The sequence below is a fragment of the Halomonas sp. SS10-MC5 genome (assembly GCF_015992245.1).
GTDB lineage: Bacteria > Pseudomonadota > Gammaproteobacteria > Pseudomonadales > Halomonadaceae > Halomonas > Halomonas sulfidoxydans.
The window spans coordinates 1,910,816-1,935,792 of sequence record NZ_CP065435.1 but is presented as its reverse complement, the minus strand read 5'-3'; the positions used below and the strand labels follow the sequence as shown (position 1 = coordinate 1,935,792).

At 55.5% G+C, this 24,977-nt stretch carries 20 protein-coding genes; 3 read left to right on the top strand and 17 right to left on the bottom strand.

Annotated elements, in window-relative coordinates; all coding sequences use genetic code 11:
* Positions 1-7: 7 nt before the first annotated feature.
* Both I4484_RS09110 and I4484_RS09105 read left to right on the top strand, forming a co-directional pair.
* Positions 8-907, top strand: a complete 900-nt coding sequence (locus tag I4484_RS09110) for a hydroxymethylglutaryl-CoA lyase (protein WP_197450632.1) — start codon at positions 8-10, stop codon at positions 905-907.
* A 152-nt stretch (positions 908-1,059) separates the two neighbouring features.
* Positions 1,060-1,881: a class I SAM-dependent methyltransferase gene (locus tag I4484_RS09105; RefSeq protein WP_197450631.1), complete on the top strand. Its 822-nt coding sequence runs from the start codon at positions 1,060-1,062 to the stop codon at positions 1,879-1,881.
* Here the strand turns inward: I4484_RS09105 and I4484_RS09100 are convergent.
* The 4 genes from I4484_RS09100 to I4484_RS09085 form a co-directional block, all read right to left on the bottom strand.
* Positions 1,848-2,900, bottom strand: a complete 1,053-nt coding sequence (locus I4484_RS09100; RefSeq protein ID WP_197450630.1) for a hypothetical protein — start codon at positions 2,898-2,900, stop codon at positions 1,848-1,850. The two genes, I4484_RS09105 and I4484_RS09100, sit on opposite strands and share 34 nt — an antisense overlap.
* Positions 2,897-6,292: a toxin VasX gene (locus I4484_RS09095; protein ID WP_197450629.1), complete on the bottom strand. Its 3,396-nt coding sequence runs from the start codon at positions 6,290-6,292 to the stop codon at positions 2,897-2,899. Before I4484_RS09095 ends, I4484_RS09100 begins: the two co-directional genes overlap by 4 nt.
* Entirely contained in the window at positions 6,289-8,466 is a 2,178-nt protein-coding gene (locus tag I4484_RS09090; RefSeq protein ID WP_197450628.1) for a type VI secretion system Vgr family protein, read from the bottom strand. Before I4484_RS09090 ends, I4484_RS09095 begins: the two co-directional genes overlap by 4 nt.
* Positions 8,467-8,812: 346 nt before the next feature.
* Entirely contained in the window at positions 8,813-9,619 is an 807-nt protein-coding gene (locus tag I4484_RS09085; protein WP_197450627.1) for a Stf0 family sulfotransferase, read from the bottom strand.
* 395 nt (positions 9,620-10,014) lie between these two features.
* Between I4484_RS09085 and I4484_RS09080 the strand changes: the two genes are divergently transcribed.
* Positions 10,015-11,754, top strand: a complete 1,740-nt coding sequence (locus tag I4484_RS09080; RefSeq protein WP_197450626.1) for an NAD(P)-binding protein — start codon at positions 10,015-10,017, stop codon at positions 11,752-11,754.
* Here I4484_RS09080 and I4484_RS09075 read toward each other — a convergent pair.
* From I4484_RS09075 to I4484_RS20910, 13 genes are all read right to left on the bottom strand, one after another.
* On the bottom strand, positions 11,677-14,097 hold the full coding sequence (locus I4484_RS09075) for an AAA family ATPase (RefSeq protein ID WP_368408051.1): 2,421 nt from the start codon (positions 14,095-14,097) through the stop codon (positions 11,677-11,679). The genes I4484_RS09080 and I4484_RS09075 overlap by 78 nt on opposite strands.
* A gap of 21 nt (positions 14,098-14,118) precedes the next feature.
* Positions 14,119-14,832 carry a helix-turn-helix transcriptional regulator gene (locus tag I4484_RS09070; RefSeq protein WP_197450624.1) on the bottom strand — a complete coding sequence of 238 codons (714 nt, stop codon included), beginning with the start codon at positions 14,830-14,832 and terminating at the stop codon, positions 14,119-14,121.
* A 140-nt stretch (positions 14,833-14,972) separates the two neighbouring features.
* Positions 14,973-16,664, bottom strand: coding sequence for a DUF2326 domain-containing protein (locus tag I4484_RS09065; RefSeq protein WP_197450623.1), 1,692 nt, complete (start codon positions 16,662-16,664; stop codon positions 14,973-14,975).
* A complete protein-coding gene (locus I4484_RS09060) occupies positions 16,654-16,878 on the bottom strand; it encodes an ABC-three component system middle component 6 (RefSeq protein WP_197450622.1) in 225 nt (74 codons plus the stop codon). Before I4484_RS09060 ends, I4484_RS09065 begins: the two co-directional genes overlap by 11 nt.
* Positions 16,868-17,419, bottom strand: coding sequence for an ABC-three component system protein (locus I4484_RS09055; protein WP_197450621.1), 552 nt, complete (start codon positions 17,417-17,419; stop codon positions 16,868-16,870). The genes I4484_RS09060 and I4484_RS09055 overlap by 11 nt, the downstream gene beginning before the upstream one ends.
* 43 nt (positions 17,420-17,462) lie before the next feature.
* Positions 17,463-17,702, bottom strand: a complete 240-nt coding sequence (locus I4484_RS09050; protein WP_197450620.1) for a hypothetical protein — start codon at positions 17,700-17,702, stop codon at positions 17,463-17,465.
* Between the two features lie 100 nt (positions 17,703-17,802).
* Positions 17,803-18,408 carry a hypothetical protein gene (locus tag I4484_RS09045; protein ID WP_197450619.1) on the bottom strand — a complete coding sequence of 202 codons (606 nt, stop codon included), beginning with the start codon at positions 18,406-18,408 and terminating at the stop codon, positions 17,803-17,805.
* A gap of 165 nt (positions 18,409-18,573) precedes the next feature.
* Positions 18,574-18,906 (bottom strand): hypothetical protein, encoded by a 333-nt coding sequence (locus I4484_RS09040; RefSeq protein WP_197450618.1) that lies wholly within the window; start codon positions 18,904-18,906, stop codon positions 18,574-18,576.
* A 127-nt stretch (positions 18,907-19,033) separates the two neighbouring features.
* A complete protein-coding gene (locus tag I4484_RS09035) occupies positions 19,034-20,863 on the bottom strand; it encodes a hypothetical protein (RefSeq protein ID WP_197450617.1) in 1,830 nt (609 codons plus the stop codon).
* A gap of 122 nt (positions 20,864-20,985) precedes the next feature.
* Complete coding sequence (locus I4484_RS09030; RefSeq protein WP_197450616.1) at positions 20,986-22,386, bottom strand: transglycosylase domain-containing protein; 1,401 nt, start codon at positions 22,384-22,386, stop codon at positions 20,986-20,988.
* Between the two features lie 105 nt (positions 22,387-22,491).
* Positions 22,492-23,100, bottom strand: a complete 609-nt coding sequence (locus I4484_RS09025) for a hypothetical protein (protein WP_197450615.1) — start codon at positions 23,098-23,100, stop codon at positions 22,492-22,494.
* A gap of 25 nt (positions 23,101-23,125) precedes the next feature.
* Positions 23,126-23,734, bottom strand: coding sequence for a class I SAM-dependent methyltransferase (locus tag I4484_RS21055; protein ID WP_197450614.1), 609 nt, complete (start codon positions 23,732-23,734; stop codon positions 23,126-23,128).
* A gap of 251 nt (positions 23,735-23,985) precedes the next feature.
* Complete coding sequence (locus tag I4484_RS20910) at positions 23,986-24,585, bottom strand: cold shock and DUF1294 domain-containing protein (protein WP_234283506.1); 600 nt, start codon at positions 24,583-24,585, stop codon at positions 23,986-23,988.
* Positions 24,586-24,977 lie beyond the last annotated feature (392 nt).

The following is a 24,977-nucleotide window of genomic DNA, read 5'->3' as shown; positions in this document are numbered from 1 at the left end:
ACGATAAATGGCATTTCCGAAACGAGTGCGCCTGGTCGAGGTCGGCCCACGCGACGGGCTGCAGAACGAGCCCAACCCGATCGACACGGCCACCAAGCTGGAACTGATCGACCGCCTGGGCGCCGCCGGTATCGGCTACATCGAAGCGGCCAGCTTCGTCTCGCCCAAGTGGGTACCGCAGATGGCCGACCATCGCGAAGTGATGACCGGCCTCAAGCGCCGCCAGGGCGTGACCTACGCCGCCCTCACCCCCAACCTCAAGGGGCTGGAAGCGGCATTGGAGTGCGGCGTGGAGGAAGTGGCGGTATTCGGCGCGGCCAGCGAGGCCTTCTCGCAGAAGAACATCAACTGCTCCGTCGCCGAATCCCTGGAACGCTTCGCCCCGGTACTGGAGCGAGCCAAAGAGGCCAACGTGCGCGTGCGCGGCTACGTCTCCTGCGTGCTCGGCTGCCCCTACGAAGGCGAAGTCGCCCCGGCCAAAGTCGCCGAAGTTTCGAAGGCGCTATATGACATGGGCTGCTACGAAGTCTCGCTCGGCGACACCATCGGCGTCGGCACCCCGCTCGCCGCCAAGCGCATGATCGAAGCCGTGAGCCGCGACATCCCCATGGAAAAGCTCGCCGCCCACTTCCACGACACCTACGGCCAGGCGCTGGCCAACCTCTACGCCGTGCTGGAAGAAGGCATCAGCGTGGTGGACAGCTCCGTCGCCGGCCTCGGCGGCTGCCCCTACGCCAAGGGTGCCTCCGGTAACGTCGCCAGCGAGGACGTCGTCTACCTGCTGAACGGCCTGGGCATCGAAACCGGCATCGATCTCGACAAGCTCGCCGAAACCGGCACCTGGATCACCCAAACCATCGGCCGGCCGAACCGTTCGAAGGTAGGTGTGGCGCTGGCAGCGAAGTGATTAAGCGTTAGAAACGGAAAGCCCCTGAGTCAGGCGACTGGCTCAGGGGCTTTGGATTATTACGCTATGTTTTGCTGTGGCGGCATCTACACTGGTTAGAGCATTCCGAACCCACAATGACAATGCATGGGCAACCCATGCGAGGGGGCCATATGGCCGGCAATGCTCCTGATATCCAGACCATCAAGGAACGCATGCGCAAGACTTGGATGGCCGGTGATTTCGGTGAAATCGCCAAATTCATCCAGCACCATGCCGACGACTTCATTTCCGATTTGAACATCAAGCCCGGGATCCGACTGCTCGATGTCGCCTGCGGTACAGGGAACCTGGCGATTCCAGCGGCCCGTGCCGGCGCATCGGTCACGGGAATCGATATCGCAGACAATCTGATCGAACAGGCCCGTACTCGAGCGCGCACCGAAGGCCTGGACATTCACTTCGAGGTTGACGATGCCGAGAGTCTCGCCCAACCCGATGCTGCGTTCGACGTTGTGGTGAGCATGTATGGGGCCATGTTCGCTCCACGACCCGAGCGTGCGGCCGCTGAAATGGTGCGGGTATGCCGCCCCGGCGGTACCATCGCCATGGCCAACTGGATGCCGGAGACCTTCATCGGCGATATGTTCAAGCTCATCGGTCGCCACGCGCCACCGCCGGAAGGGGTGCCATCGCCCGCCCTCTGGGGAGACCCCGCCACGGTACGCCAGCGCCTGAGTGAGGGCATCAGCGAGCTGAACACCAAACCGGTTACTGTCATCTTCCAGTATCCGTTTTCAGTTCCTGAAGTGGTGGAGTTCCACAGAATCTTCTTCGGCCCAATCGAACGCGCCTGGGCCAGACTCGCAGATGGCAGGGATCCTTTAGTTCATCTGGCTTGCGCAGGCCTGGCCATCGGCACGGTAGGCACCGGGGCCATAGTGGGAGGCGCCTGCCTCGATCATGCCACTGCGGCCTCCCGCTGCTCCCGGTAAACAGCCATCTCCACCTTGCCTAGCTGCGGGGTGAGCTGGCAGCGCTGGCGGGACCAGGGGTAGTCGATCTGCGCCTTGAGGTGAGCCGCACCCTCTCCCGCTTTCCACGCTTCCAGATCCAAGTCGCGCCAGTAGCGTGGGTTCCGCCCTGATTGCCGATCATGCTCGGCAGTGGTGGGGTCAAGATGGCGGAAGGGTTCCAGGCGCGGCACGTCGGGCATGGGCTGGCTCACGTCCATGTAGCGCTGCAGCATGTCCCACGTGGCGTGCACCTCGTGCTTGTGATCGACGATGGCGCTGAGCGAGGTCTGGCTGAACTGCTTGCCGGTATAGCGATGAACGAACATCAGCCGATAGAAGATACCGCCCCGCTGTACCACGCGCTCCACATAGCCATCGAACTCCACGAAAGGCGCCTTCAGCGGCGGTTTCTTCTTGCCTTGGGCGAAGCTCACCATTCCGGTTTGGCGGTTGAATTCGCTGCATCGTATTTCCATGTAATTATCGGTTTTGTCGGCAATCCATCCATGAATGGGACTTGAAATCCAAGCCACTCCACTCATTACTATCCGTGTAAGGTAAGGCCCTACTAAAAAAATTCCAACATACCCCAAAATAGCGACAATTAGGGTATAAATACCTTTCAAAAAAACCCTTCCCTCAAACCCTGGAAGGCTTATAATTATATAAAGCCAAAGCCCTCCTAGAGCCAAAACCACAAGATATGGAATCACTGCAAAACTGGCTAACACCCCTGAGTTACTACCAAGAAATCGGATCCGCTGATGATCCCACCACCAATCATCCGTTTCGTAGAACGCCTTATCCTGACGATCCTGATGCTGAACGAACTCAGCATCCTCACAGAGCTGCTGGTAGGGATCGACACCGGCATAGTCGCCAAAAGGTAGCAGCTCCTCACCGATACGCTCCCGCTTCTTAGGCGACGCAGGCAAGGAAGGAATGGCCCCGGCACGATAAGCACCGGCGTCATAATGGGAGGAGCTTGCCTCTTTCATACCTGAAATTCCTTGATGTACCAGTAATGTGGATCCTGGGAGCGCCCCGTCAAGGAGCTGATGAAGTCGGCGATCGGGTTGTTTACCGTACGGTACGACCGAGCCGGCAATGCATCATGCTGGCCTTCCATAAAGGGCTCGTACTCCTTGAGCATCGGGGTAGGCAGCACCATCTCGCCCAACTCCCATTCGATTCTCGCCTGCAGGGCGACACGCAGGCGAGCCGTGGAGGTCACGCTGGTGCCACCCATCTGGAAGCTCTCCTCAGCCACCTTGCGCTTGACCAGAAAGCGTACCGCACTTTGCTGCGGTAGCAACTGGCGCTTACCAATCTCGAACGGCTCCGGCGCCCGAGTGATATGAGATAGCTGTTCATAGGTGCCAAGCGGGGTGATGGTACCGGTATCGGTCTGTTCCAGCTCCTGCACGGCCAGGTTCAAAGTCTCGCCAATCTTGTAGCGGCTGATCAGTGGCGTGCTGATCGTTACAACATAGTCGCGGCTGCTTGGGGTATCTGACGAGGATTCCCAGACACTTTCCAGCAATGCCTGCCGCTCTTCGGCACCAAGGCTGCCGTAGCGCGACACCTCGATCTGGGCCGGGCTCAACTGCGTCAATAGCTGGGGGTAGTAGGCGGTATCATCAGTCGATGTTGTGGCGCTATCGGGATGGGTACCCAAGGGGCCCTGCTTGAGCAACTGCTCAAAGGGGGTATCCTGATTCATGGCGGCATAGCTGCTACCGCCAATGGCCAACCCCAAGCCCAGCAACGCCCAGCCCCAACCTGGAATCATTACTAGCCCCGCCATCAAGGGGGCAGTAAGAAACAATACTCCACCGGCAATCGCCACACCGTGACCGATACCCGCATCACGATCTCCTTGCTGCAAACTATTGCGCAACTCCCAGCTGCTAATACCCACGGCTATTGCACCAGCCAAGAAATTAGCCAAACCCAATGTCCGAACGATGGTACTAGCGCCTACCTTGGCTAACCGAGGCCCGATGAGTGGCCAACTCTTCATATCAAACCATGGCCGCTGAATAAACCGCCCTGTCATTGAAATAGAGTGAGGTTTTAGTACCGCATGTAATTTCATTGTCGCAGCGCCTAAATCAGCAATTGCACTACCGAGCTTCACACGGTGTAAAGCGAGATACCCCTCACGCTCTGCTTTGTTAGCATTTAAAATTTCAGAACCCAGGTTATATATTGCAAACCCCACCAACAATCGCGACACCGCAGGGCCATCTACCACCACTTTAACCTGACCGGCGACCTTGGCCAGGCGCAGATGAGCGACTTTCGCGGCCTCGGGGTGTCCGGCAGGTAATACGAACACCAAGGTGTATCCCGCCACTTGGCGGATGGCATCGTCTGCGGCCGCGGACATGCGCTTCGGGCTGGTCGAGGCTTGCACGTCGCCCCTGGGATCCACTTGCTCGGCGTAGAGGTAGTCCCGCTGTGTTTGGAAGATTCCACTGGTGCGGTCGCGGTCGGTCAGCCCCCATTCAATGCCATCGCCATGGACGCCGATGATGGTATAGCGGCTCAGGTCAACATCTCCACGCCTCATGACCTGCAACTCACCGCCCAGGTTGCCATCGATCAAGTTGGCGTGGGTGCCAACCGAGGCGAATGTGCGATGCAGCTGTATCACTTCCAAGTCATCGCCTACTCTTTCCGCTACCCGCAGCACGGCCTGGCTCCATTGCCCCACTACCGTGTTGACCAAGCCGCCAACCTTGATGGCGTTGGCCACGCTGAGCACACCGGCCTGCTGGGCTTGTTCCTGCTCAGCCAGGTTTTGAGCGACTAGCCCCAGGGTCTCCAGTCCCAGGCTCGCGGCTAGGGCTTCGTCGATGTCGCGGTCATCCTGGGCAAGCCGGCGCAGGAAGGCAGGCCGGAAGTTGCCGCTGCCATCATTGGTGGCGTCATCAGCCGGTTCATCGGTGGCCTCGTTCTCGTCGGCACTCCAAAGCGCTTGCAACTCCCGGTCAGTCAGCAGCGTCTTGAGCAGTTGCCGAGTACGAGCCTCCTGGCGGGTATCGCCCTGGTCGTGGAGCACACCGGGAAGCTGTTGCAGCACACCATAGAGATCACCACACAGGGCGTAGCCTTCGCAGATGCCCAGTTCATGGTGGCTGGTGAAATCACGCAGCATGGCGGTGAGCTGGCCCTGGCTGGCCAGTCGCTCGAGGGCCTCTAGCTGTGTGCGCACTACCGCAAGCGCGGCGTTGCGTTCGGCCTGCTCCAAGGTGGCATCGAGCTTTGTCGGGTCGATGGCACCTCGAAACTCGGCAAGTGGATTCGCCTCGCCACTGCTCGGCGCAGTGAAGAGAGCCTGGCGAATGAGCTTGGCCGAATGCCCCAAGGGATTGTCGGCCAGCCGGCTGTCGAGGCCATCCAGGTAGTGTTCGGCGAGGTGGATCTGTGCCAGGGCATGGCGCAGCGTAAACAGGGGGTCCGGCAGTGCCACGGCAACGATACCAGCGTTATTCCGTATGGCAGCCAAGAGGTCTTCACCGGCCTCGCACTCCAGCGCCAGGGTGGCAGCGCGATCGGTTTCCCCGGCCTGCTCCCACAAGGTCTTGAGCTTGGCGCACAGTTCGCTTCCTGGCGGCGCGGTAAAGGCGGGAGTGAAGGACTCCGGCGCCTGTAGCATCAGTTCGACACCGAGATCACGCTCGCGCAGTTCCGGCTGGTCAGCCACGCGCCCGGCAGGAAAGCCGGTCTGCATGGAGAGCCAGCCTTCCATATCGAGGACGACGGCATGGGCGTGACCGACGGCGGTGGTGCGCGTTTCGAGCCGGCCAGGATTGGCTTCGAGCCAGGTGATGTAGGGCCAGCTCCAGGCAATCTCGCTGTAGGCGAGGCGCACCCGATGCAGGGTGGCCTGCCCCTGTAACATCGCCGGAAGCAAGATGTTATCGAGCCATTCGCCTGCGCTGTCCCGCTCATTGGGGGTGTCGCCCCCTTCGGCCAGCTCACGATAGTGTTCCAGGTCCACATCACTGAGCTTGCCGTCGGTGCCAACCTCGAGTTCACGCCACAGGCGGTTGTCTAAGAAGACGTACAGGTATCCCGGACGCAGCATGGCAGTGGCGATACCGGTATTGGTCGTTACCCCACTCCGCTGAACGGGGCGATTGCGCCCGACTTCCGCCAAGGGGCGAACGGCCAGCATGGTGTTGTCCTGCAGGCTGCCATCGGTGCGCTCGAAAACGGTTCTGGCATGCTCCTGCAGCGGTATCTCGATTTCACCGCCGCCTTCACGCTTGGGAATGACCAGCGCCAGAGTACCGTCTTCGTCGTCCTCATATTCGACACGGCGCCGCACGCCCAGGTCGACATCCTCGTCTTGCAGTTCCTTGAGATCACCTTCGCTCATCCGTTCTGTCCTCCATTCGTCCGAGCCCGCCCCTTGCGCAGACGAACCTGCTGACCGTCCTGGCTACCGCTGGTGACGTCGACGAGAAACTCGCGCTCACCCAGCCCTTCCGCCTCGACCAGCTGTGCCTGCTGGCTGGGTCCATGGCCTGAGAAGGCGACTTGGGTGTGTTCCTCTCGCTCAGCGCGCTGGGGAAGTTCCGGGGGCTGCGCCCCCTGCCCGCTCCCCGAGCCGGGGCTGCCGCCGGAGTTGATCTTGACCTGGGCGCCGACGATGGTGATGCCGCTGGGGTCGAGCTTGAGGAAGCTGCCGCCAGCCTTGAGGGTGATCTCGGCGCCCGCGTCGATTACGGTCTTGCTGCCGGCCTTGTGGTGCACTTCCTGCCCCGCTTCGACGAGCTGGGCGCGGGCGGTCTTTTCGTGGCGGGTGGCGCCGACGATGAGGTGGTCGTCGCCGTCGACCTGGAGGTGGCGCTGGCCGCGCACGGTGAGGTGGTCGTCGGCGTGAATCTCGCTGATGCGGTGATGATGCACGGTGAGGTGGCTGTCGTTGCCGATCTCTTCGGTGCGGTCGTTGAGGGTCAGCAGCTCCAGGTCCTTCTGGGCGTGGAGCCAGATCTGCTCCTGGCCGGCCTGGTCTTCCAGGCGCAGTTCGTTGAACCCTTCGCCCTGGTGGCTCTGGGTGCGGATGACGGTGCGGGCCTTGTTCTCGGGCAACGCATAGGGCGGCGTGTTGACGGCGTTGTAGACCCGTCCGGTGATCAGCGGCTGGTCGGGATCGCCCTCCAGGTAGCTGACGATCACCTCGTGGCCGATCCGCGGGATGGCGAGGCTGCCGTAGCCGCCGCCGGCCCAGTCCTGGCTGACCCGGAGCCAGGCACTGGCGGTTTCGTTGGGTTCGGCGTAGCGATCCCAGGGGAACTGCACCTTGACCCGGCTGTGTTCGTCGCAGTAGATCTCCTCGCCTTCGGGCCCGACGACGAAGGCGACCTGGGGGCCGTCGACCCGGGGCTTGGGGTTGGGTTCGGGGCGCCAGGCCTGGTCGGCGGGCATGAGCACGAGGTCGTTGTAGTAGCGGGTCATGCCGCCGCTAGTGTTGCCCCCGGCCTGGTCTTGAACGATGCCGTCCTCTTCCAGGGCCTGGGGCTGCTTGCCGTAGTGGACCACGCCGAGCACTTGCCAGTCCTGGTTGAGTTCATCGAGGTCGTGATCGGTGAGTGTGAAGCGCACGCCCGGGGCCAGCTCGGGCAGGTCGCTTTCGGCGTCGGCGGTGTTGGCGCTGCGGCGCAGGGATTCGAGGCGGATGCGGGTGAAGGCCTGGCCGGAGGCGTCGCGCTTGTAGCGGCCGGGGTAGTCGTAGTGTTCATAGTCGACGCGCTGGGCGTGTTCCTCCAGCCCGTCGGCGAGGTGGTCATGCAGCTGACCGTAGGCCGGGCGCTTGAACGAGTAGTCCTTGAGCGTGGCCGAGGCCGGGGCGACCCGGGCGAACTGCTCGAGCTTGCGCACGTGGCGCTGCGGCGGCGTGCCGCCGGCGCGGCCGTGGTAGGTGCGGCTGCCCAGGTGGGTGAGCACCTGGGGCGCGTCGGCGAAGACCAGGCGGTGGGCGGCGCGGGCGCTCTCTCCACCACTGGCCTCGCCGCCCGTTTCGAAACCTACCTCAAAAAACTCGTGGAAGTAGAACAGGCCCTCTTCGGCGGCCAGGCGCTGGACGAAGGCGAGGTCGGTCTCGCGGTACTGCACGCAGTACTCGCGCGTCTCGGGTTCGAGAGTCGCGGCGAAGGCGAGATCGGTCAGGCCATGCTCGTCGCACAGGGTGTTGAGCACGGTGAGCGGCGAGACCTCCTGGAAGATGCGCGAGTTGTGGCGCAGCGAAAGGCGCCACAGCGCGGGGCGAATCTCGACCCGGTAGAAGGTGCGGCGGTGGCCGCGGTCGCCACGGGCGAATTCCGTGACGATGCCGTGCACGTGGCGCAGCGCCTCGCCCTCCTGCCAGATGGTCAGGGTGGCCTCGCGGTCGAGGATATCGGTGGCGGAGAGGCTGCCATCGCGGCTGGCGAAGCGCACCGTCAGTTCGAAGGGCTGGGAGAGCGCTTCCTTGTGAGTGAACTCGACCACCGCCAGGTCGTCGGCCCCGGCCAGGGCCAGGGTGAATTGCCATCCGCTTGCATCGGCCATGGTGCCTCCCTGCATCCGAAAGATGCCGCTCTTATTGGTTAATTAGGGGAATCGCAATTCTTCGCGCAGAGAGCATACCAATCGAAGCGGCGGGTATCTGTGGCACTTCGCCGATAAACATGTAGGAAAAGGCTTACAAAAAAGTCGGATCCGCCTATCCTCTTGGTGGTTGCACCGGTGGCAAAGGCGACCTCGGCCAAGCGATCAGTAGAGGCGTCGCTTACCTGCTCAACGACCGAACCGGCCGGAGGTGGGCATGGCGCTGGTGGCGAAGTCGTGGGGGGTAAACGAAAAACCCCCGAGCCAGGAATCCGGCTCGGGGGCCATGAGGAGGGGGTGCGCTCTGCTATGCATGTAGCATTCGCTTGACTTTTCGTTCAATACTTTTCATGAGGCCAGACGCCGAATTGCTCAAAAGCTCGCTCGATGCATTGAAGTCGGAGATGAACCTCTTCTCCCACTCTGCGTTTCTAATGTCACTCTGCTTTTTCGTGACTGGCTCGCGGGGTATTTCAACCGACTCGATCTCAACGCCCATAAAGCCTGCTATATCATTTATCGACTGAACCAGGTTGTGACGGACATGATCAAAGTCCATCTCGATGTAGTTACAGCCGTTAGCCGACAAAGTGTATCTCCATGATGAATTATTTAAAATAGTTTCACGAAGGCATTTGTCAATATGGCCAAAATCATACTGTGGGTCATCGCTTACTGCCTGTTGGCCGGAAATCCACACCCCTGTCTGGATAGCTATCGACAGTGACACGGCCTGTTTCAACAGATCCTTTCTCGACAATAGAATGTAATAGGCATCTGGAAAACACTTGACCACATTACCGAAACCACCAAACTGCTTGATGTGCGGGTAATGAAGCTTTATTCCAAACACGCCATTAGGCGATGTTCTTCGCTGCTTGATTTCCTCCATCACCTCTTGAAAATCGTCGATTTTCAGTCGCCTTTGCCATTCCTGCAAATTTAAAGGATTCGCATATTCCAATGGAAAGCCAAATCGATTGGTTGCATGTAGGGCATGGCCCAGCATATGGCTGCCGCTTCTTCCCGTAGATGCGATGACCAACACCTTGGCGGGAGCTTTTACTCTCGGATAGTCATGGCGCTCTGAAAATTGCTCTTCATATAAATGCATTGGATTGCCTTCATGCTTTCATGGAAGACATGGACCGCATCTCAAGCACATTTTCTGCGCTCTCACCAACCGCAACTAGCACCAACGGTGACGGCAAAGCCAACGCAGGCATGGAGCAAGTATAGCCGCTCAAATGAACAGGGGCGCCGTAGCGCCCCCGGATGTGACCAGCTCAAAGTTCCCGACTCAGTGCCACTTGCCCCCACCGACACCGCTGACGATGGAGACGGCCCCCGACTGGAAGTGGCTGACCGCATCACCTCGGTATCACCACGAACGCCGGTATCAGCCCTGCCAAGCGCAACGGATCACTTCGGTATCACCTCATCTGAGCCTCTTGGACGCGACATCCTCCTGGCGGATTCTTATGAAAACAACGACTGGGGGGCGCCACCATGGACCATGCACCGCTACGGGTTGCCATCATCGGCGGCGGGGTTTCCGGCCTGTCGCTGGCCTACTATCTGCAAAAACTCGGCTGCCAGAAGCTGGGGCACGAGACGGCCCGGCAGATCGAGGTCACGATCTTCGAGCGCAAGGCCAGCCTGGGCGGCAACGCCGAGACGGTGTGGGTCGACCTGGGCGTGCGGCGATACCCTGGCAAGCCCGAGACGCCCTATCGCCGCTGGGCCGACCTGGGCGTCAATGACGTCAACCTGGCGACCTACCACCGCCTGCGCACGATACTCGGCGAGATCGGCGAGCTGGAGCGCATGAAGCCGCTGGAGAATACCGAGAGCTATTTCAGCCGTGACGGAAGCATTGCCCTGACCGACGACAAGGAGCTGTTTCGTGGCGTCAGCGACCCGGCCCACGAGTTGTGCAAGGTCGATGGAGGCCGGCTGGCACTGCTGATCCCCGTGGTTCACCAAAGTGCCATCGCCCTGGTGGAGAATCGCCGCGTTACGCCGCGCTATACGGTGGACGACTTCTTCGATACCTGCGTGGCCACACCCGCCGAGATGCTGGCCGCCGCGGCGGATCAACTGCACGTCACCATCGACTGGCACGACCCCGAGCTGCCGGCCCGGCTGGAGCGCATCCGTCGCACCATCTACTACCCCCGCATCTCGGCCATGTACTTCGCCGACGATCGCGGCCCGGGCGGCATGCCGCTCCAGGCCCCCTTCGAGTACTACCGCATTCAGGAGGGCGGCTCGCCGCCGGACCGCCGCTACTTCGAGCACGGCGCCCAGCACTGGCTGGAGGCCCTGGCCGCGCACATCGTCAATCCGAATACGCCGGGCCCCCGCGTTCAGATCCTGCGCGGCATCGAGGTGGAAGCCAGCCTCTCGCCCCGGGGCGTGACGCTGACGGAGCGTGCCCCCGGCGAACGCCGCTGGGAGGCCGACCTGCTGATCATGGCCACCCACGCCGAAGACGCCCTGCCGCTGCTGACCTTCGGCGACGGCCTGAGCGACACCCAGCGGGAGCTGCGGCACATCCTCGGCAAGGTGCGCTACACCCGCAGCTTCGGCGTCTGCCACACCGCCGCCGCGCGCCTGCCGCCCGATCGCAACCTGTGGCGCACCTACAACATCGAGGTGCGCAATCCCGAGGACACCTTCTTCCCCTACCGCATCGACTACGTGGCCAATCGCCACCAGAACGATGCCGAGAACCCCGCGTACAACCAGGCGGGCCTGCCGCAGTACTTCGTCTCCCTGGTGGATGATCTGAACCGGATTCCCCGCAGCGAGATGCTCGAGCGGCAGTCCCCTCCCCTGGACGAGTCCGTACCGATGACCGCCGCTCCCGGCGAGGGCGGCTATCGGGACCGGCTGCCGCCGCTGGACAGCGCCCTGGAATCCAAGGCCTGGACCCTGTTCAAGCACAACGTGCTGGATGCCAATTGCCTGGAGGCGCAGGCGGAGATCGAGCGCTACAACCAGGCCACCGCCCGACGGAGCGCCGAGGGCCAAGAGGGTTGCCCGCTGCTGTTCGCCGGCGGCTGGACCCGCGGCGCCGGCCTGCAGGAGCAGTGCCTGGAGCAGTCGGCGCATCTCGTCGAGCTGCTGCTGGGCACGGCGGAGCGCCGGGATGAGAAAGTCCTGCGGCTAGTGCCGACTGGCAGCCAGGCGGGGCAGCGTCATCACCAGGCCAGCGGCTTCGCCACGGTGCCAGCACGCCCGTAGGGCTTTCAGGGTGCTCTCCTCGCCGCCCTTCTCGCCCTCCGCTTGGCCGTTCTCCAGCCAATCGGCATAGGCCTCGATCAAGGCGCAGTGGTGCTCGCCCCAGGCACAGGGCTCCGCCCCCATCAGTTGGGTCAGGCGCTGGGCATAGTGGCGGGCCGCCTCGGGGCGTCGGTCGAGCAGACTGACCTCCGCCGCGGTGACCAGGAAGCGATAGCCGTTGTGCCCCACGCAGCCGGCATCCAGCAGCGCTTCGCCCTCTTGTAGCGTCGCCAGGCGCGTCTCGGGCTCCTCTTCCAGCAACGCACGGGTGCCCAGCACCCAGGGGCCGATGAAGGCCTTAAGGCCGTGCTGCTCGACCAGCTGCCAGGCACGCTCGATGCTGGCTCGCGCCTCGGCCAGCCGCCCGGTGATCAGCTCAACCCGGGCCTGGCTCTCCAGCAAAAACGCCTCGAAGCGACCGGAGCCCAGGCCACGCGCCACCGTCAGCGCCTGCTCGATCTGCTCGTCCGCCGCATACGGCTCGCCCTGGGAGAGCAGAATCCACCCCGCCGTGAGCCGCGCCACCACCTCGGCACGCCGGTTGCCGACCCGCTTGCCCAGCTCGGCGGCATCGAAGCAGTCGGCCAGCGCCGCGTCGGTCTGGTTGGCGTAAATGCGGGCGGTACCCAGCATGAACAGGTTGGAGGCCTCCAAGTCGGCGTGGCCATGGGTTCGGCACAGCGTGACGCAGTGGTCGAACAGCTCGAGGGTGCTGAGCATCTGCCCCTCGGCATAGTGGGCATCGCCCAGCCCGCTCAGGGCCTGGATCTCGGTGCGCACGTCCCCGCCACGGCGGGCCTGCTCCAGGGCGCGGGTGTGATAGGCGCGGCTGGTGGCAAAGTCGCCCCGGGGGAAATAGAGATTGCCCTTGAGATAGAGCGCCTCGGCCAGGGGCAAGGGGTCCTCCAGCGCCTCGGCCAGGGGCAGCAGGCCGTCGAGTATCGCCTCCTCCGCCGCCAGTGCATCGAGCATGTTCAGCACCCGGGCCAGCCACAGATCGGCCGTGATGCGCTGACACTCCTCCCGGGCGAAGCTGCGAGCCGCCTCGAAGTGCTCCCGCGCCGCCTGGATCTGCCCGGTAGCCATCGCCACCTGGCCCTGCAGCAGCATCAGGCGGTACTCATCCTTCGGCGCGTAGTCGATGGCGCGGCAGTCCCGCAGCAGCACCATGGCCTCCTCATGGCGATAGCGGGCCATTTCCGCCGCCACCGCTTGCAGGAAGGCATTCGGCGCCTCCAGCGAGCGCGCCCGATGCAGGTGGCGCGCCCGCAAGCCAGGTTCCGCCTCGCCGTAGAGCGCGGCCAGGCGAAGATGCAGGCGGTCGCGCTGAATCTTGGGAATCCCCTCGTAGATGCCTTGCAGGATCAGGTCGTGCACGAAGCGGTAGCTGCCCTCTTCCAGCGGGCGCACCAGGCTGTAGCGCTGGGGCAGTTCGGGCTGATAATCGGCCTGCCTCAGCACCTCCTGCAGCGAGGCCAGGGAGAAGCGCTGTCCCATCACCGCGGCGATGCACATGGCCCGACGATCCAGATCGGTGAGCTGATCCAGCTTGCTCTGTACCAGATTGGCGAGGCTGGCCGGCAGGCTGCGATGAGGATGGAACAGCAGCAGTTGGGTCAGGAACAGCGGGTTGCCCTGGGCCTGGGTCACGCAGCGGGCGGCGTGCTCGGCGGGTACCGTGCCGTAGCTGGCCACCAGGGCCTCGGCCTCCTGCGGGCGCAGCGGCGGCAGCTCGATCAGAGTGAGCGGCAGCTCCGGCAACTGCGGGCGCAGGCGGCTCTCCAGCGGGTCCTGCTCCAGGCGCGAGGTGAACAGCCAGATCACCGGCGCTTCCTGGGTGCCCTGCAGCAGCCCGGTGAGCGTGGCCAGCAGCGCCTCGTCGGCCCAGTGCAGGTCCTCCACCACCACCAGCTGAGGGCGATGAATCGAGCGCGCCAGGAGCAGATCGCGCAGAGCCAGCACCAGGCGCTGGCTGCGGGTCGCGGGGGTCATGGCGGCATAGAGCGACTGCGCCTCCTCCGGCTGAGGCAAGCCCAACAGCGGACGCAGCAGCATGGCGTGCTCCCTGGGCAGGCGCAGCGCCGAGAGACGGGCCAGCAGGAGAGCCTCGTCCAGAATTTCCGCTTTCGCCTCGGCGGACGTTTGCAGCAACGAACGCGTGAGCTGCATCAGCGGGCCTTCGTCGGCGCGGGTACCGAAGTCCAGCACCTCAGCCTGGTGATGATCGGCATGGGCCGCGGCCATTTCGGCAAACTCGGCGCTGAGGCGCGTCTTGCCGATGCCGGCCACACCGCGGATATAGATCAGATGGCCGGCCTGATAGGCCTAGGTGTTCTCCAGGATGGCTTGCAGCTGGCCCAACTGCACCCGGCGCCCCACCAGCTCGAAGCGAGCGTCATGCGCCTCGTCCCGGGGTTGGCGATAGCGCCGCCACTCGCCGACTTCGTCATCGAAAACGAAACGCTCCGCCAACTGCACCGCCACGCCACGCTCGACCCAAACGCCGCTCTGCTCACCCGACATGGAAAGCGGCACAGCCGTGGGCCAATGGCCGGCCTGAAGATAAACGCCGCGGGCCACCCCCTGCTCCACCAGGGTGGCAGCACACAACAGGCCGCGCTGGGCATCGCTGCGGTAAGCCCGGGGCAGCCCGAACAGTGCCGTGCCCCCTTCCTCCAGGCTGCCGCCGAAATGCTGAACCCAGCTCGCCAGCGCCGACTGATCGGACGCCACGGCGTGCAGCTGGATCAGTACGCGAGCGCTCTCCATCTCCTCGATATCGGAGGCGACAACGGCAGCCTCCTCGACCTCCGCCGACAGCTCCTCGACCTCGACCTCGTAGATCTCGGCCAGATGGCGCGCGGTACGATACAGCACCGCCTTGCCACTCTCGGCCCGCTTGATGGAAGCGATGGAGACACACAAGCGACGATCAAAACAGTACTCGGCCAGCGCCTCCTGACTCAGGCCCAGCCGCTTGCGATGCTGCTTCAAGCGCTCACGATCCAGCCGCAAGCGCCCGTCTTGGGGGATGAACACCGGTGGGTTCCTTGGCGGCACCACATTACAAATGAAATATTGTTGCAGAGCAACCGAGAGGGGGTCAGTTTGTCAAATGAGTCTAGCGCCTAAATCTGGTTCACCGCAGGTGTCACATGAATTTATTTGTTAGTTTTTGTTTAAACACAAAAGAATTTTTCATTCTCATCAAGAGACAAGATTATATGTTTAGATATCTTTTTATAAGCCTCCTCTGATATTTTATCTGATAACATTGAGAGTATCTGTTGACCTGGAAGCTTGCTTGCTTCTTTGAATATTTCTTCGATCTGTTTTTTGTCGATATCCTCAATGCTGTCATGGAAAATAAACCTTGGGCGTTTCAGCTTAAACTCATCAACGGCATGTATATAAGCGAAATCAAATGCAATAACTTCGGCTTTCTTTTTCCCTCCCTCAGGATTAGTTGCTGAGTTATTTAGCTCTATAGAGCAAGCACCACTATCCTTATTAAAATATAGATCTATGCTATATTCTTCATCATGAAGACTTTTTGTAAGAGATTTTAAGTGCGAATTGAAAATTTTCTCAAACAAATAAACGTTGTCAACCTCTTTAGAAACCGCATCAAGAATTTTTTGTAATTTAGTTTCTGCTTCAGCTAGATCCGATTTTGCTTTGGACTGTTGTTCCATTAGCCCTTCCAACTTCCCAAGCTCAACCTTAAGCTCACCAAGTCGTTTCAAATTTTTAGTAACATTATCTAAGCTTTCCTTAGATCTCATGTCGGAAAAAACCTGTAGCTTATCATTTCTTATTGAAACAAGCTCTGCCTGAAGACCATCAGATTCTTCGTTTAATTTAGGTATATCAATTGTAAGAAAGCGTTTCTTTTTCTCAACGAGGTTTTTATGGAATAAAATAACATCTTCAAGTTCACGTAAAGCTCCATCAATTGCCACACCTGAGAAACTGTATATAGCCTTAAGCTCATTGATCAAATAACCATCTTTGTCTTTAGACAATAGTTCGATGGTATGGTTGATGTTATCTAGTTTTCTCTGTATGGATAGAAGCTCTTCAGTATATCTATTTTCTTTAACTTGCAGCTCTGAAAGCCTCTCTATTGGATTGGAATACTCTGATGAATATTCAAATGTCAAAAGACTGCTCTCTAGTTCCTTAGCATCGGCTTTATATTTTTTAATCTCACTTTTTGGGTTTTGTTCTTTCACTAAAGCATTAATGGATGTGGAGTTCCTTTTCCGCCTGCTAACTAAGTTTGTTGCATCTCTTTTTTCAGTAAGCAGAGACGTATTATTGAAGCCAAAAAGGTATAGAAAAAGCTCGCTGTAATCTTTTGGACCTTGTCGTTTATCAAGAAACTTGGTTGTACTCAACATTCTGTGACTATTATTCCTAATAAACTTAGGAGCTAAAGCTCTAACAGATGGCCTTCTGGTTGATATATTAAACATTTTGTCTTGAAGAAATTCTTCATACCTCTTTTCTTCAACAGCATCACCATTAATCCAGAATTTAGATTCTGAACTGTCACCTATAGATAAATTTCGAGAAACTTGATTTATTCTATTTGAGTAGTCAAGGAAACTGAGCGTAGCCGTCACAAAATTGTTCTTAAAAAGAGCCTCTATCTCAAGGTTTGGCTTTTTAAATTCTTCATCAATGTAAATACTGTCTATACTTCCCAGCATAAGAAAATCTACAACTCTTGACAATGTTGATTTTCCTACGCTATTACCTGTTCGACCTGAATTTGGCTTATTTGTAATGAGGTTCAGACCTGGCTCGAATTTAACGAACCTCTTTACTTCGTAATTTATCTGAACTTCAAGGCTATCAAGCTTCATTTATAAATACCTCTACTCCGTTATATTCAATAGCCTTAATTGAGAATAGCCAGTCTAAAGATAATATAATGTGATCTATCGAAACTTTAAGTTCTGATGAGCAGTCACTTAGTATAACATCTAAGGATGAATTTTCTTCTGCAATTTTCTTTAAAATCTTTGCCCCAATGCTTACAACATTTATCTCAGGGTCACAACCACTTCTAGGAATCATAATTTGGATTTTCCATGATTACGCACTCAATAAAAGCATGGGCTACAACAACGTTCACCCCTAATTCAACATGCTCCTTGAAAGCAGGTGTGTTTTTCGACTCAAATGCACTATTTTTTAATTTTTGAATGATGAAATCCAAAATGAATTCTGAATTTTCTCTGACCTTTTCTATATCTACATCGCAACTTAAATAATCTATACCAACAGAGTCTAATGCGAGATAATATAAATCGTTTAAATTTTGAATTATTGTATCTTTTCCGAAGGTTATTAGTGAGTCAATATCAGAATACGCTTCCTCTATTTTTGAAGAGTGATCCAGATATTGCTTTATGATATGACTTTTAGATTTAAGATTGTTGTGATTTATCTTTACAACAGTTTCAGAAGACGGACGTCTTCTGTTCGTATTAAATGTAAACGGCTTGCTAGCTAATGACTTTAGCAATTCATTTATGGCTGAACTGATTTCATACTCGGGAGAATCTCCGATGATAATATTACCAGCATTACGCGTAACATTTACTGTCTTGTTCACAGAGAGCCAACCTCTTCATTTCCTATGGTCAAAATTTATTCCTTTACATGTCTATTTTCATGCCGCCAGAATTGTTCTTAGTATATACATTTTTCTGACCGTTTTGCATAATGCTGTCTTGGCTGTTATCCATTTCTGAGTTGCTTGTTATTTCACCAATTTTTACTTTCAGCTTCTTATTTTTCTTTGATGTGATCACAGAAAATACTGTACTTCCTACAGTACACAGCCAAGCCAATGTGACACCTATATCGGACTTTATTAATTCGATGATATTTTCCATTTCTTTTCCTGACGGTAAGTAACGATATTTACTAGAAAACTAACGACAGGCATGAGCCGCGTCGGCTCTATGCCTTGGTTGGGCCATGTGGACTGCCTAGCTAGTAGGCTACCCTGAAGTGATAAACGGAGTTCTCGTAGACGGATGTTTTGTTGACTGATCGCTTAGGAAGCGTGTTGTTGAACGGCCGATTCAGAAGTGGACTTAGCCGGGTATGCTCGGGTTCGCCCCCCTTGACAAGATGATCGGTGTACGAGCACGCGAGGTAATACTGTTCTTGATCAGCATCGACAACGCAAACCCAGTGTTCGCCAATGGTGCAACTGCCTGTTTCCACGGAGGTCCTCAGGCATACCAGCCCGGCAGATGACTCTCCAATCGCTGAGCTCAGCTCTTCTAGGGGAACGCGTCGCGCTTCATACTCCTCCCGCTTTCTCTCCCCAATCACTGCCGCATAAAGCTCCAGCAGCCTTTCCTTTACTAGGACATCAGCGGAATCAGTCGACAACTCGAATGCACTTCCTTCTCCTGACACGAAGTTATGAAGCGACGGTGTAACGGAGACCAACTTGCGCCAGACATGGCTTTGGTGGTCAACGAACCAACTCGCCGAGCGCCTTGGATACTTCAATGCCTTAAAAGCGTTAGCCACGGCATAAACCAAGCATAAGCCATCCAAGTGCCCTTGTTTCAAGATGCTGCTCATTACCCCCTCCTCCCAACGACCAGCGTGAGCGGCGTGCGCGGTCCGCTCCACGCACAATGGTTAGCCTCTTGATTCTTCTGCTATGTATCGCCAGGCTAGCCAGCGCTGGCGCTTCTTAACTATTGATATCTCCTGCGCCACAGCACGCCGCAGCAGCGAGGCCGGTCAATCTTCACTGACGTTGACACCACCGCCGGAACCAAATCTTTCTCTCCGCTTCGACACTTTCAGGCCGTGCCGAAGGGTTATCTGATCAATCATCGGCTTCGGACCGATGACCTTCCCTTCCGTCCAGTTACCCCATTCGAATCGCAGGATCACACGGCCCTTCTTCTGATTGGCTCGACCGTAGTCGATCCATGCGTCGAACCCACCATAGACATAAATCTTCTCCCAGCCCTCATCCAGATGATCCTTAAGAATCTCGTTGAACTTCTCAATGGGCACGTCTTCGATGAGCGCACGAGAGAGCAGCCAGCTCTTAAGATCGACCAACATACGGATTATGGGCGCCTACCGGTTCCATAGGTCTCGCGTCTAACGCCACGCTCTGCGGCAATTTTGGAGCGCAGCGGAAAAATTGTCCGGCAGAAGCGCTTTGTTAGCATTGAGCAAATTGCAAGGTTCATAGGCCTTGGATTTTTGATCGCAACCGACTAACCAGAACAGCATCAGTTGAAGACCTCGCATTTATTGCTCTAATCCAATCAATGGCCTTACCGCCAACATCCCTGCTAGGATCTGCATTTTTTAATATATATTGGGCAATCCATAAGCCGAAAGGAACATAAGGGTTTCCGGTCATGGCTGTAGCCACCGCCACACCTCCTAGACCAAGAATATCTAATCTATTAATTCTATTCTGATTGGTCTCGAATTTTCTAATTCTCTCATTTAGAGCAGCAATTTCCTCACTGGGGTCTTCGAGGCCAGTCACTCCCCTCAAATATCCGCCCAATCTATCAATGTCACTTGACGTAAACACATCATCTACCTCCAAAACAGAGGCATCATTGTTAAGTGTTAGAAGCCCCTCCATAAACGGCTCGAGTGATTTTACTGGGTTTATAAGAGGAGCATTTTCAACGCCGGAGTACAGACTTGCACACAGATTTGCTGCATTAAAATCAGAGTAGCCTTTATTTTCTATAGGGCAGTAAGTTGCACCAACGGCAGCAGCCCACTCTACTGACATTGAGCTAGTTATTAACTCAAGTCGTAAATCCCTTCCAGACACGGTATTAATCAATTCACCCAATATTGTTCCTACACCGTTATTAGCAGTACCCATTCCACCACGGTTGCTTATATTCCTCTCCATCCCAACCCAACCCTGAGCAAGGCTCCTAGCTAGGACCTCCCCTACCGGCTTAATTTTCGGTTCCGAAACGCTTACCAGCAGCCTCAATAAATCTCGTTTAGCAGATGCGCCGAAAGGAGGGTAAAGAAATGGAAGTCTTGCCCTTGTTTCAGCTACTGACGCTGCAGCTAGTCTACGTGAGAGCAATACCGAGTCAGGATCTATTTCTATGGCTTTGGCAATAAAATTCAGATTATAGCGTTGGATTGATTGCGGAAGGATGAATTGTACTCTTCCACGCGCAATCAAATTCAAAAGCTCTGTCTCTTGCACATTGAAAGCATCTAATGCCGAAGCAAAGTGAGTTGCGAGAGGCATTGAAATGACTAAGCGTTGATATATGGGAAGGTAGGTTCTGATATTCTTGGGAGGAAAAACCGTGGCGTCAATAAAGCATGCGGAAGTTTTTTTCAAGAAAGACGGTTTTAGCACATCTTTCCTTGAGCATATATCCGATGAGAATACATTGACTCGATTGTCAATCCAGAACTCCTCATCTTCTTCATAGGAAGACAAAACACAATTAGGAACTTTATCTTTTATGCGTTCACTTAGGATAAGCGTCAATCCATCGAAAGATTTTTTTAATGCTTTATCGTTATTTGTTTCTGAATCTTCTGAAGGGTCAACAACCTCGATATCGAAATCTATCCCAATATTTGCGAAGGCAATATTTATCTCATTTTCTTCGTTTTGCGTTAGCAGCCTATTTACGCTGACAACGACTTTCCCTGCACCAGATTTAATTGCACTAAGTGGAAATGATTTAGGAAGAGTAATATATAGCTCCCTATGTAGCTCAGAGAGTGTAAGCGGTTCTCCAAATAGTCTTGCCAGCTCACTTTCGCTGCGCTCATTGATCTGCTCGTATCCTTCCGGTACGTCAGACGCTATTTCTATAGGGCAGCAAACAGGTCTGCAGCTGTAGTGAAACCAATCCCTTAATGGCTTCCCATCACTTGTTAATGGATTCTTATCCAAAGAAGGACATGAAATAAGAAAGCGATCACCTTTTGTCCACAGCCCGGAAAATTCAATATGGGGCTGCATGAGAAGTAGCGACTCATATGCGTAACGGGCATTGAATTTGTCCATTCTCACCTTCTTTGATATCTGAACACATTCGAGCGGCTTGTGTTTACCGGAATGCTAACGCTTGAGTTCAGGGGCGTTTGAGACGGCGTCCCTTTTTGCAGCAGCAAAAAATGGGCGGCGGATCAAACCTCCCCTGCAACGACTTGTTGGGCGGCGGGCCACTCAATCTCCAGTTCTGGTAGATATTTGCCCTGATCGTTTATTAAACCTTGATCAATCACCCTGCGATAGATAGCAACAGTATTAACTGCATCTTCCGCAGTTAGCACCCCATCATAAACAGCCCGTCGTAGTGTTTGGGCAACCCTTGGCCCAAGTAGCAGCGACCTAACATTCGATAGCCTCTCAATTAGGAAGAACGCCTCGGCATTCCCAATAGCGGATTCTCTTGGTCCCTTCAGAAAACGTGAGCATGCTGCTGCTATTCCCATTACACCATAATCGAAGCGAACGGACACAAGGTACATTTCTAACACACGATCCTTTGAAATAACCTTTGAAAGCCAAAGTGCCAGAAGTATTTCAACTAGCTTACGCCGTATTAGCTTACTTTGATCAACGATAAAGAGTGTTCGCGCCAACTGCTGTGTGATGGTTGAACCTCCCGATCTTGGCCCAAGCCTCATGACTGAAAGAAGCAGCCTGGCAATACCCTTCCAACTTACACCACGATGTGAGAAAAATTCCTTGTCCTCAATCTGGACAGCCATTTTCTTTAGCGAAGTGAGATCGATCCCTAGGCGATGAACTTCGTGTGTAGCAAGATTTGCTCGATAAATCAGGTACTCAGCACGATCATCGATCCTGACACCAAGAATATTCGCGATAGTCCGCGCCACCAAGAAGGAAGTGCGCTCATGAGTATCCAGAAGAGCCTTACGATAGAGCCAGCAGAGGTATACGAACCAAGCCACTGATAGGAAAATTGCTAGAAAAAGAGGATGCAAGGACGCTGAAATATGGTTTGCACCAAAAGCCTTGGAAAGGATAGTTGCACCAACGAAGAAAACCACGACTGACGATATACCCGCGAGCGCATAACATGGGTATGCGACATATGTGTTCCAACCCGGGAATAAGCGTAATGCGAAAGGTTCATCTGCTCCTTCGATACGCCAGTTTGGAAGAACGAGTTGCAATCTTCCGTAAGACATTCCTAGCATGCGACGAAGTACGATTAGCTTTCTACCAGCAAAAACGATGGCCTTTTGACGGTCTGCAAAGTACCGCAAGAAGATGACTCCGGCCGCAACTGAAACCAATAAAACAACGAAAAGCGTCGCAAGCTCAGGAACGTACGGAGCAAGGGATGAAGTAATAGCATTGAGGTTTCCGAGAGCAAGCGAGCCAAATGCAGCACCTATTACGATGGATATATTTGCTGCATTTAGGAACACCCGTTCATCTGCTTCCAGGGTTTTTGCAGTTAGGCGATATTCCTCTAGCGCAACGTCCCGATCTTCAAAGTGGTAGGTCGGAAAATGTTGCCGCCAAGCTGGTTCGTCATCACTATAAATAGACATTACGCTTTGGTTTACCCCTAGCCATTTCAAGCCGCCCAACGCCACGCATAACGGGCCGATTTTTGGAGCGACCAGCGGAACAAAACGGTCCCGTTGATGCGCTTGTTAAAAACGGCATACTTTCAGCACATTAGCATAAAAATAAGGAAGACCATCTTCTGGGCCTTCATTAGTGTGATATCCCTTTATCCTGATATCATGTGTCAGCGAGGAAGGCAGACCCACCGCACTAACTTGCTTATCAATCCACGTACGCTTATTATCTTTCGTTGGAAACGATAGATAGCAACCTTCTATCGCTGTATTACCGTTATATAGTTGTAGAAAATCAATAAACCTTTCTATTTCTTTCTTTACTTCAGTCGCATTTGGATCGAACCCTTTGAGCTCGATTACTAAAGAGTGGTCTTTAGGCTCAATGTCAACAAAAATATCTACTTTGCCCGAACGGCTAACTTTTTCTTTTAGAATTCCAAAATACTCTTTAAGACCAACCTTTCTAATCAATCCTTGGCCGCCTATAGGGTTAACTGGCTTTTCAAGGTGAACCTCTATATCTAGCCCACTTATTCCGTCAAATCCCTTAACCAATTCATCTGCCGTTGCGACTGTAAACAGGTACTCTGGCTTAACTTCTAAAATCGATTTTTGGTAATCCCAGTGTTTGTCGACTGCTGATTTTATCCCTTCTAGCAGCCTATCGATCAGATCCATTTCTCTCCCTTTTTAACGCCGGCAATCACGCGCTTGTCGCGTGCATTGCTTTGTTAAGTGGCTTTCGGATGAACGCGCGGTAGCTAGACGTGGAACCACCACTCATAGTAGTAGCACTTACCACCTCATCGTGAAAGCAAGAGAAACTAGCGAATAGGTCGCGGAGCTCTTTCGGGCTACTGTATCGCATCGGTAAACCGAGGCCGGAAATAAAGCCCTTACTTTCTTCAGAACAGAACTCCGATATATGAACGACCCCGCCTGGCTTCAACACACGGGTTATTTCCGCAGCCACTCTACCCCGCTCCTCAAGTGAAGGAATGCACGTAAGTACCGCGCAAATGACGACGGCATCGAATGCATTCTCGCCGAACGGAAGATCCATCCCATCCAAATGCAGGAGAGGCAACCCAGGAAACGCCTTCCTTCCACGTTCGATCATTGCGCAAGAAGGATCAACGCCCATTACATCAGTGTACCCGGACTCAGTAAGTTCGTTGGAAATCCGCCCATACCCACACCCAAAGTCTAGCACCTTAGCTTTTCGGCTAATCAAGTCCAGAAATCGCGCCAAATCAATTTCTAGATTGAAATCGACGTCACTGGCGACCTTATCCCAACTGCCTTGGAGCATCGAATTCTCCACTTAACAGTGATTGGACTGCACGTCCTGATATTCAATGAACATCCTGCGCGTTCAACAATATTATCTGACGCGCTTCATTCCTTGCAACTCGTTGATTTTTCTAGCACCTAAGTATAGCTCTGCCACCTATGCAGAATTCGCGCGCGTGCTCTTTTTGCCGGAACCAATATACTGTATGCACATAAACTAATAGGCTGGGAGGCAACCAAGTGCTACGAACCAAGTCAGTTAACCGCTCCTTAAACAGCCCAAAGCCGCCCCACCTCCCCCGCATAAATCAGCCACCCAACCACCCCGCAATTCACCACCACTCCACACCAGAATATGGCCTGAAACGGCTGCTTCCTGGTTTTGTGCCGAAACAGCCGCTGCGCTACCAGCGCGCCGGGCCAGCCGCCGATCAACCCCACGAAGAGAAGCGTGGCTTCTGATGTTCGCCACTGGCCCCTTTCCGCTGCGGCTTTGTCGAAGCCGTACATGGCGAAGGTGATCGCGCTCAGCAGCATGTAGGCTCCCACAAGCTTTAGCGATATGTGACCCAGAGCACTCAAGGCCGCCAGAAGCGCGGAGAAGGCTGCGGCCACAGTGCAAGCGAATGCCATCCCCTTGCTGCGAGGAGCTGAGCGGTTTGGTGATAGGAAAAGTACCTTCTGTGCTCTGGGCCTGCTCTGGCTATCACGGGTCAGATGGTAAGTGATTGGCTCGTTCACTTTTGGCCGACCTTCACCGCGTGGAAAGGCGCTGATATGGACGAACACGCGAGGGCCGCCTGCGGCTGGCGTGATGAATCCGAAGCCCTTGGCGTCGTTCCACTCGGTGAGTTTGCCTTCATGGCGCATGGGTTATCTCTTCTGAACCAATCAATTGTCAGAGAATACCATGCACGGTCGAAACTATTTGAATTCAGTAAGTTACTGGAGAATGTAAATAAGACTTGATTTCGTCTGGCGGGGAAGTTGGGAGACGGGGCACGCTACCGCCCCTGCTGGCAGAATGGATGATGATTCGCATCATCCTAATGCGGCAGTCCCTGAGTACGTCTTGATTGCATGGCTTTGCCTGAAAAGGCGGCGAGCGAAGGCCAGACAAGGCAAAAATCGGCAAAAAGACGGAGTTTACGGGGTGCAAATGAGTACTTTGAGCCGATTTTTAACACCGTATGGCCGAGCGCAGCCAGTTTTCAGGTAGAGCCTGAGCCGTCTACTGCGGCTTTTTACTAACCGTAACCAAG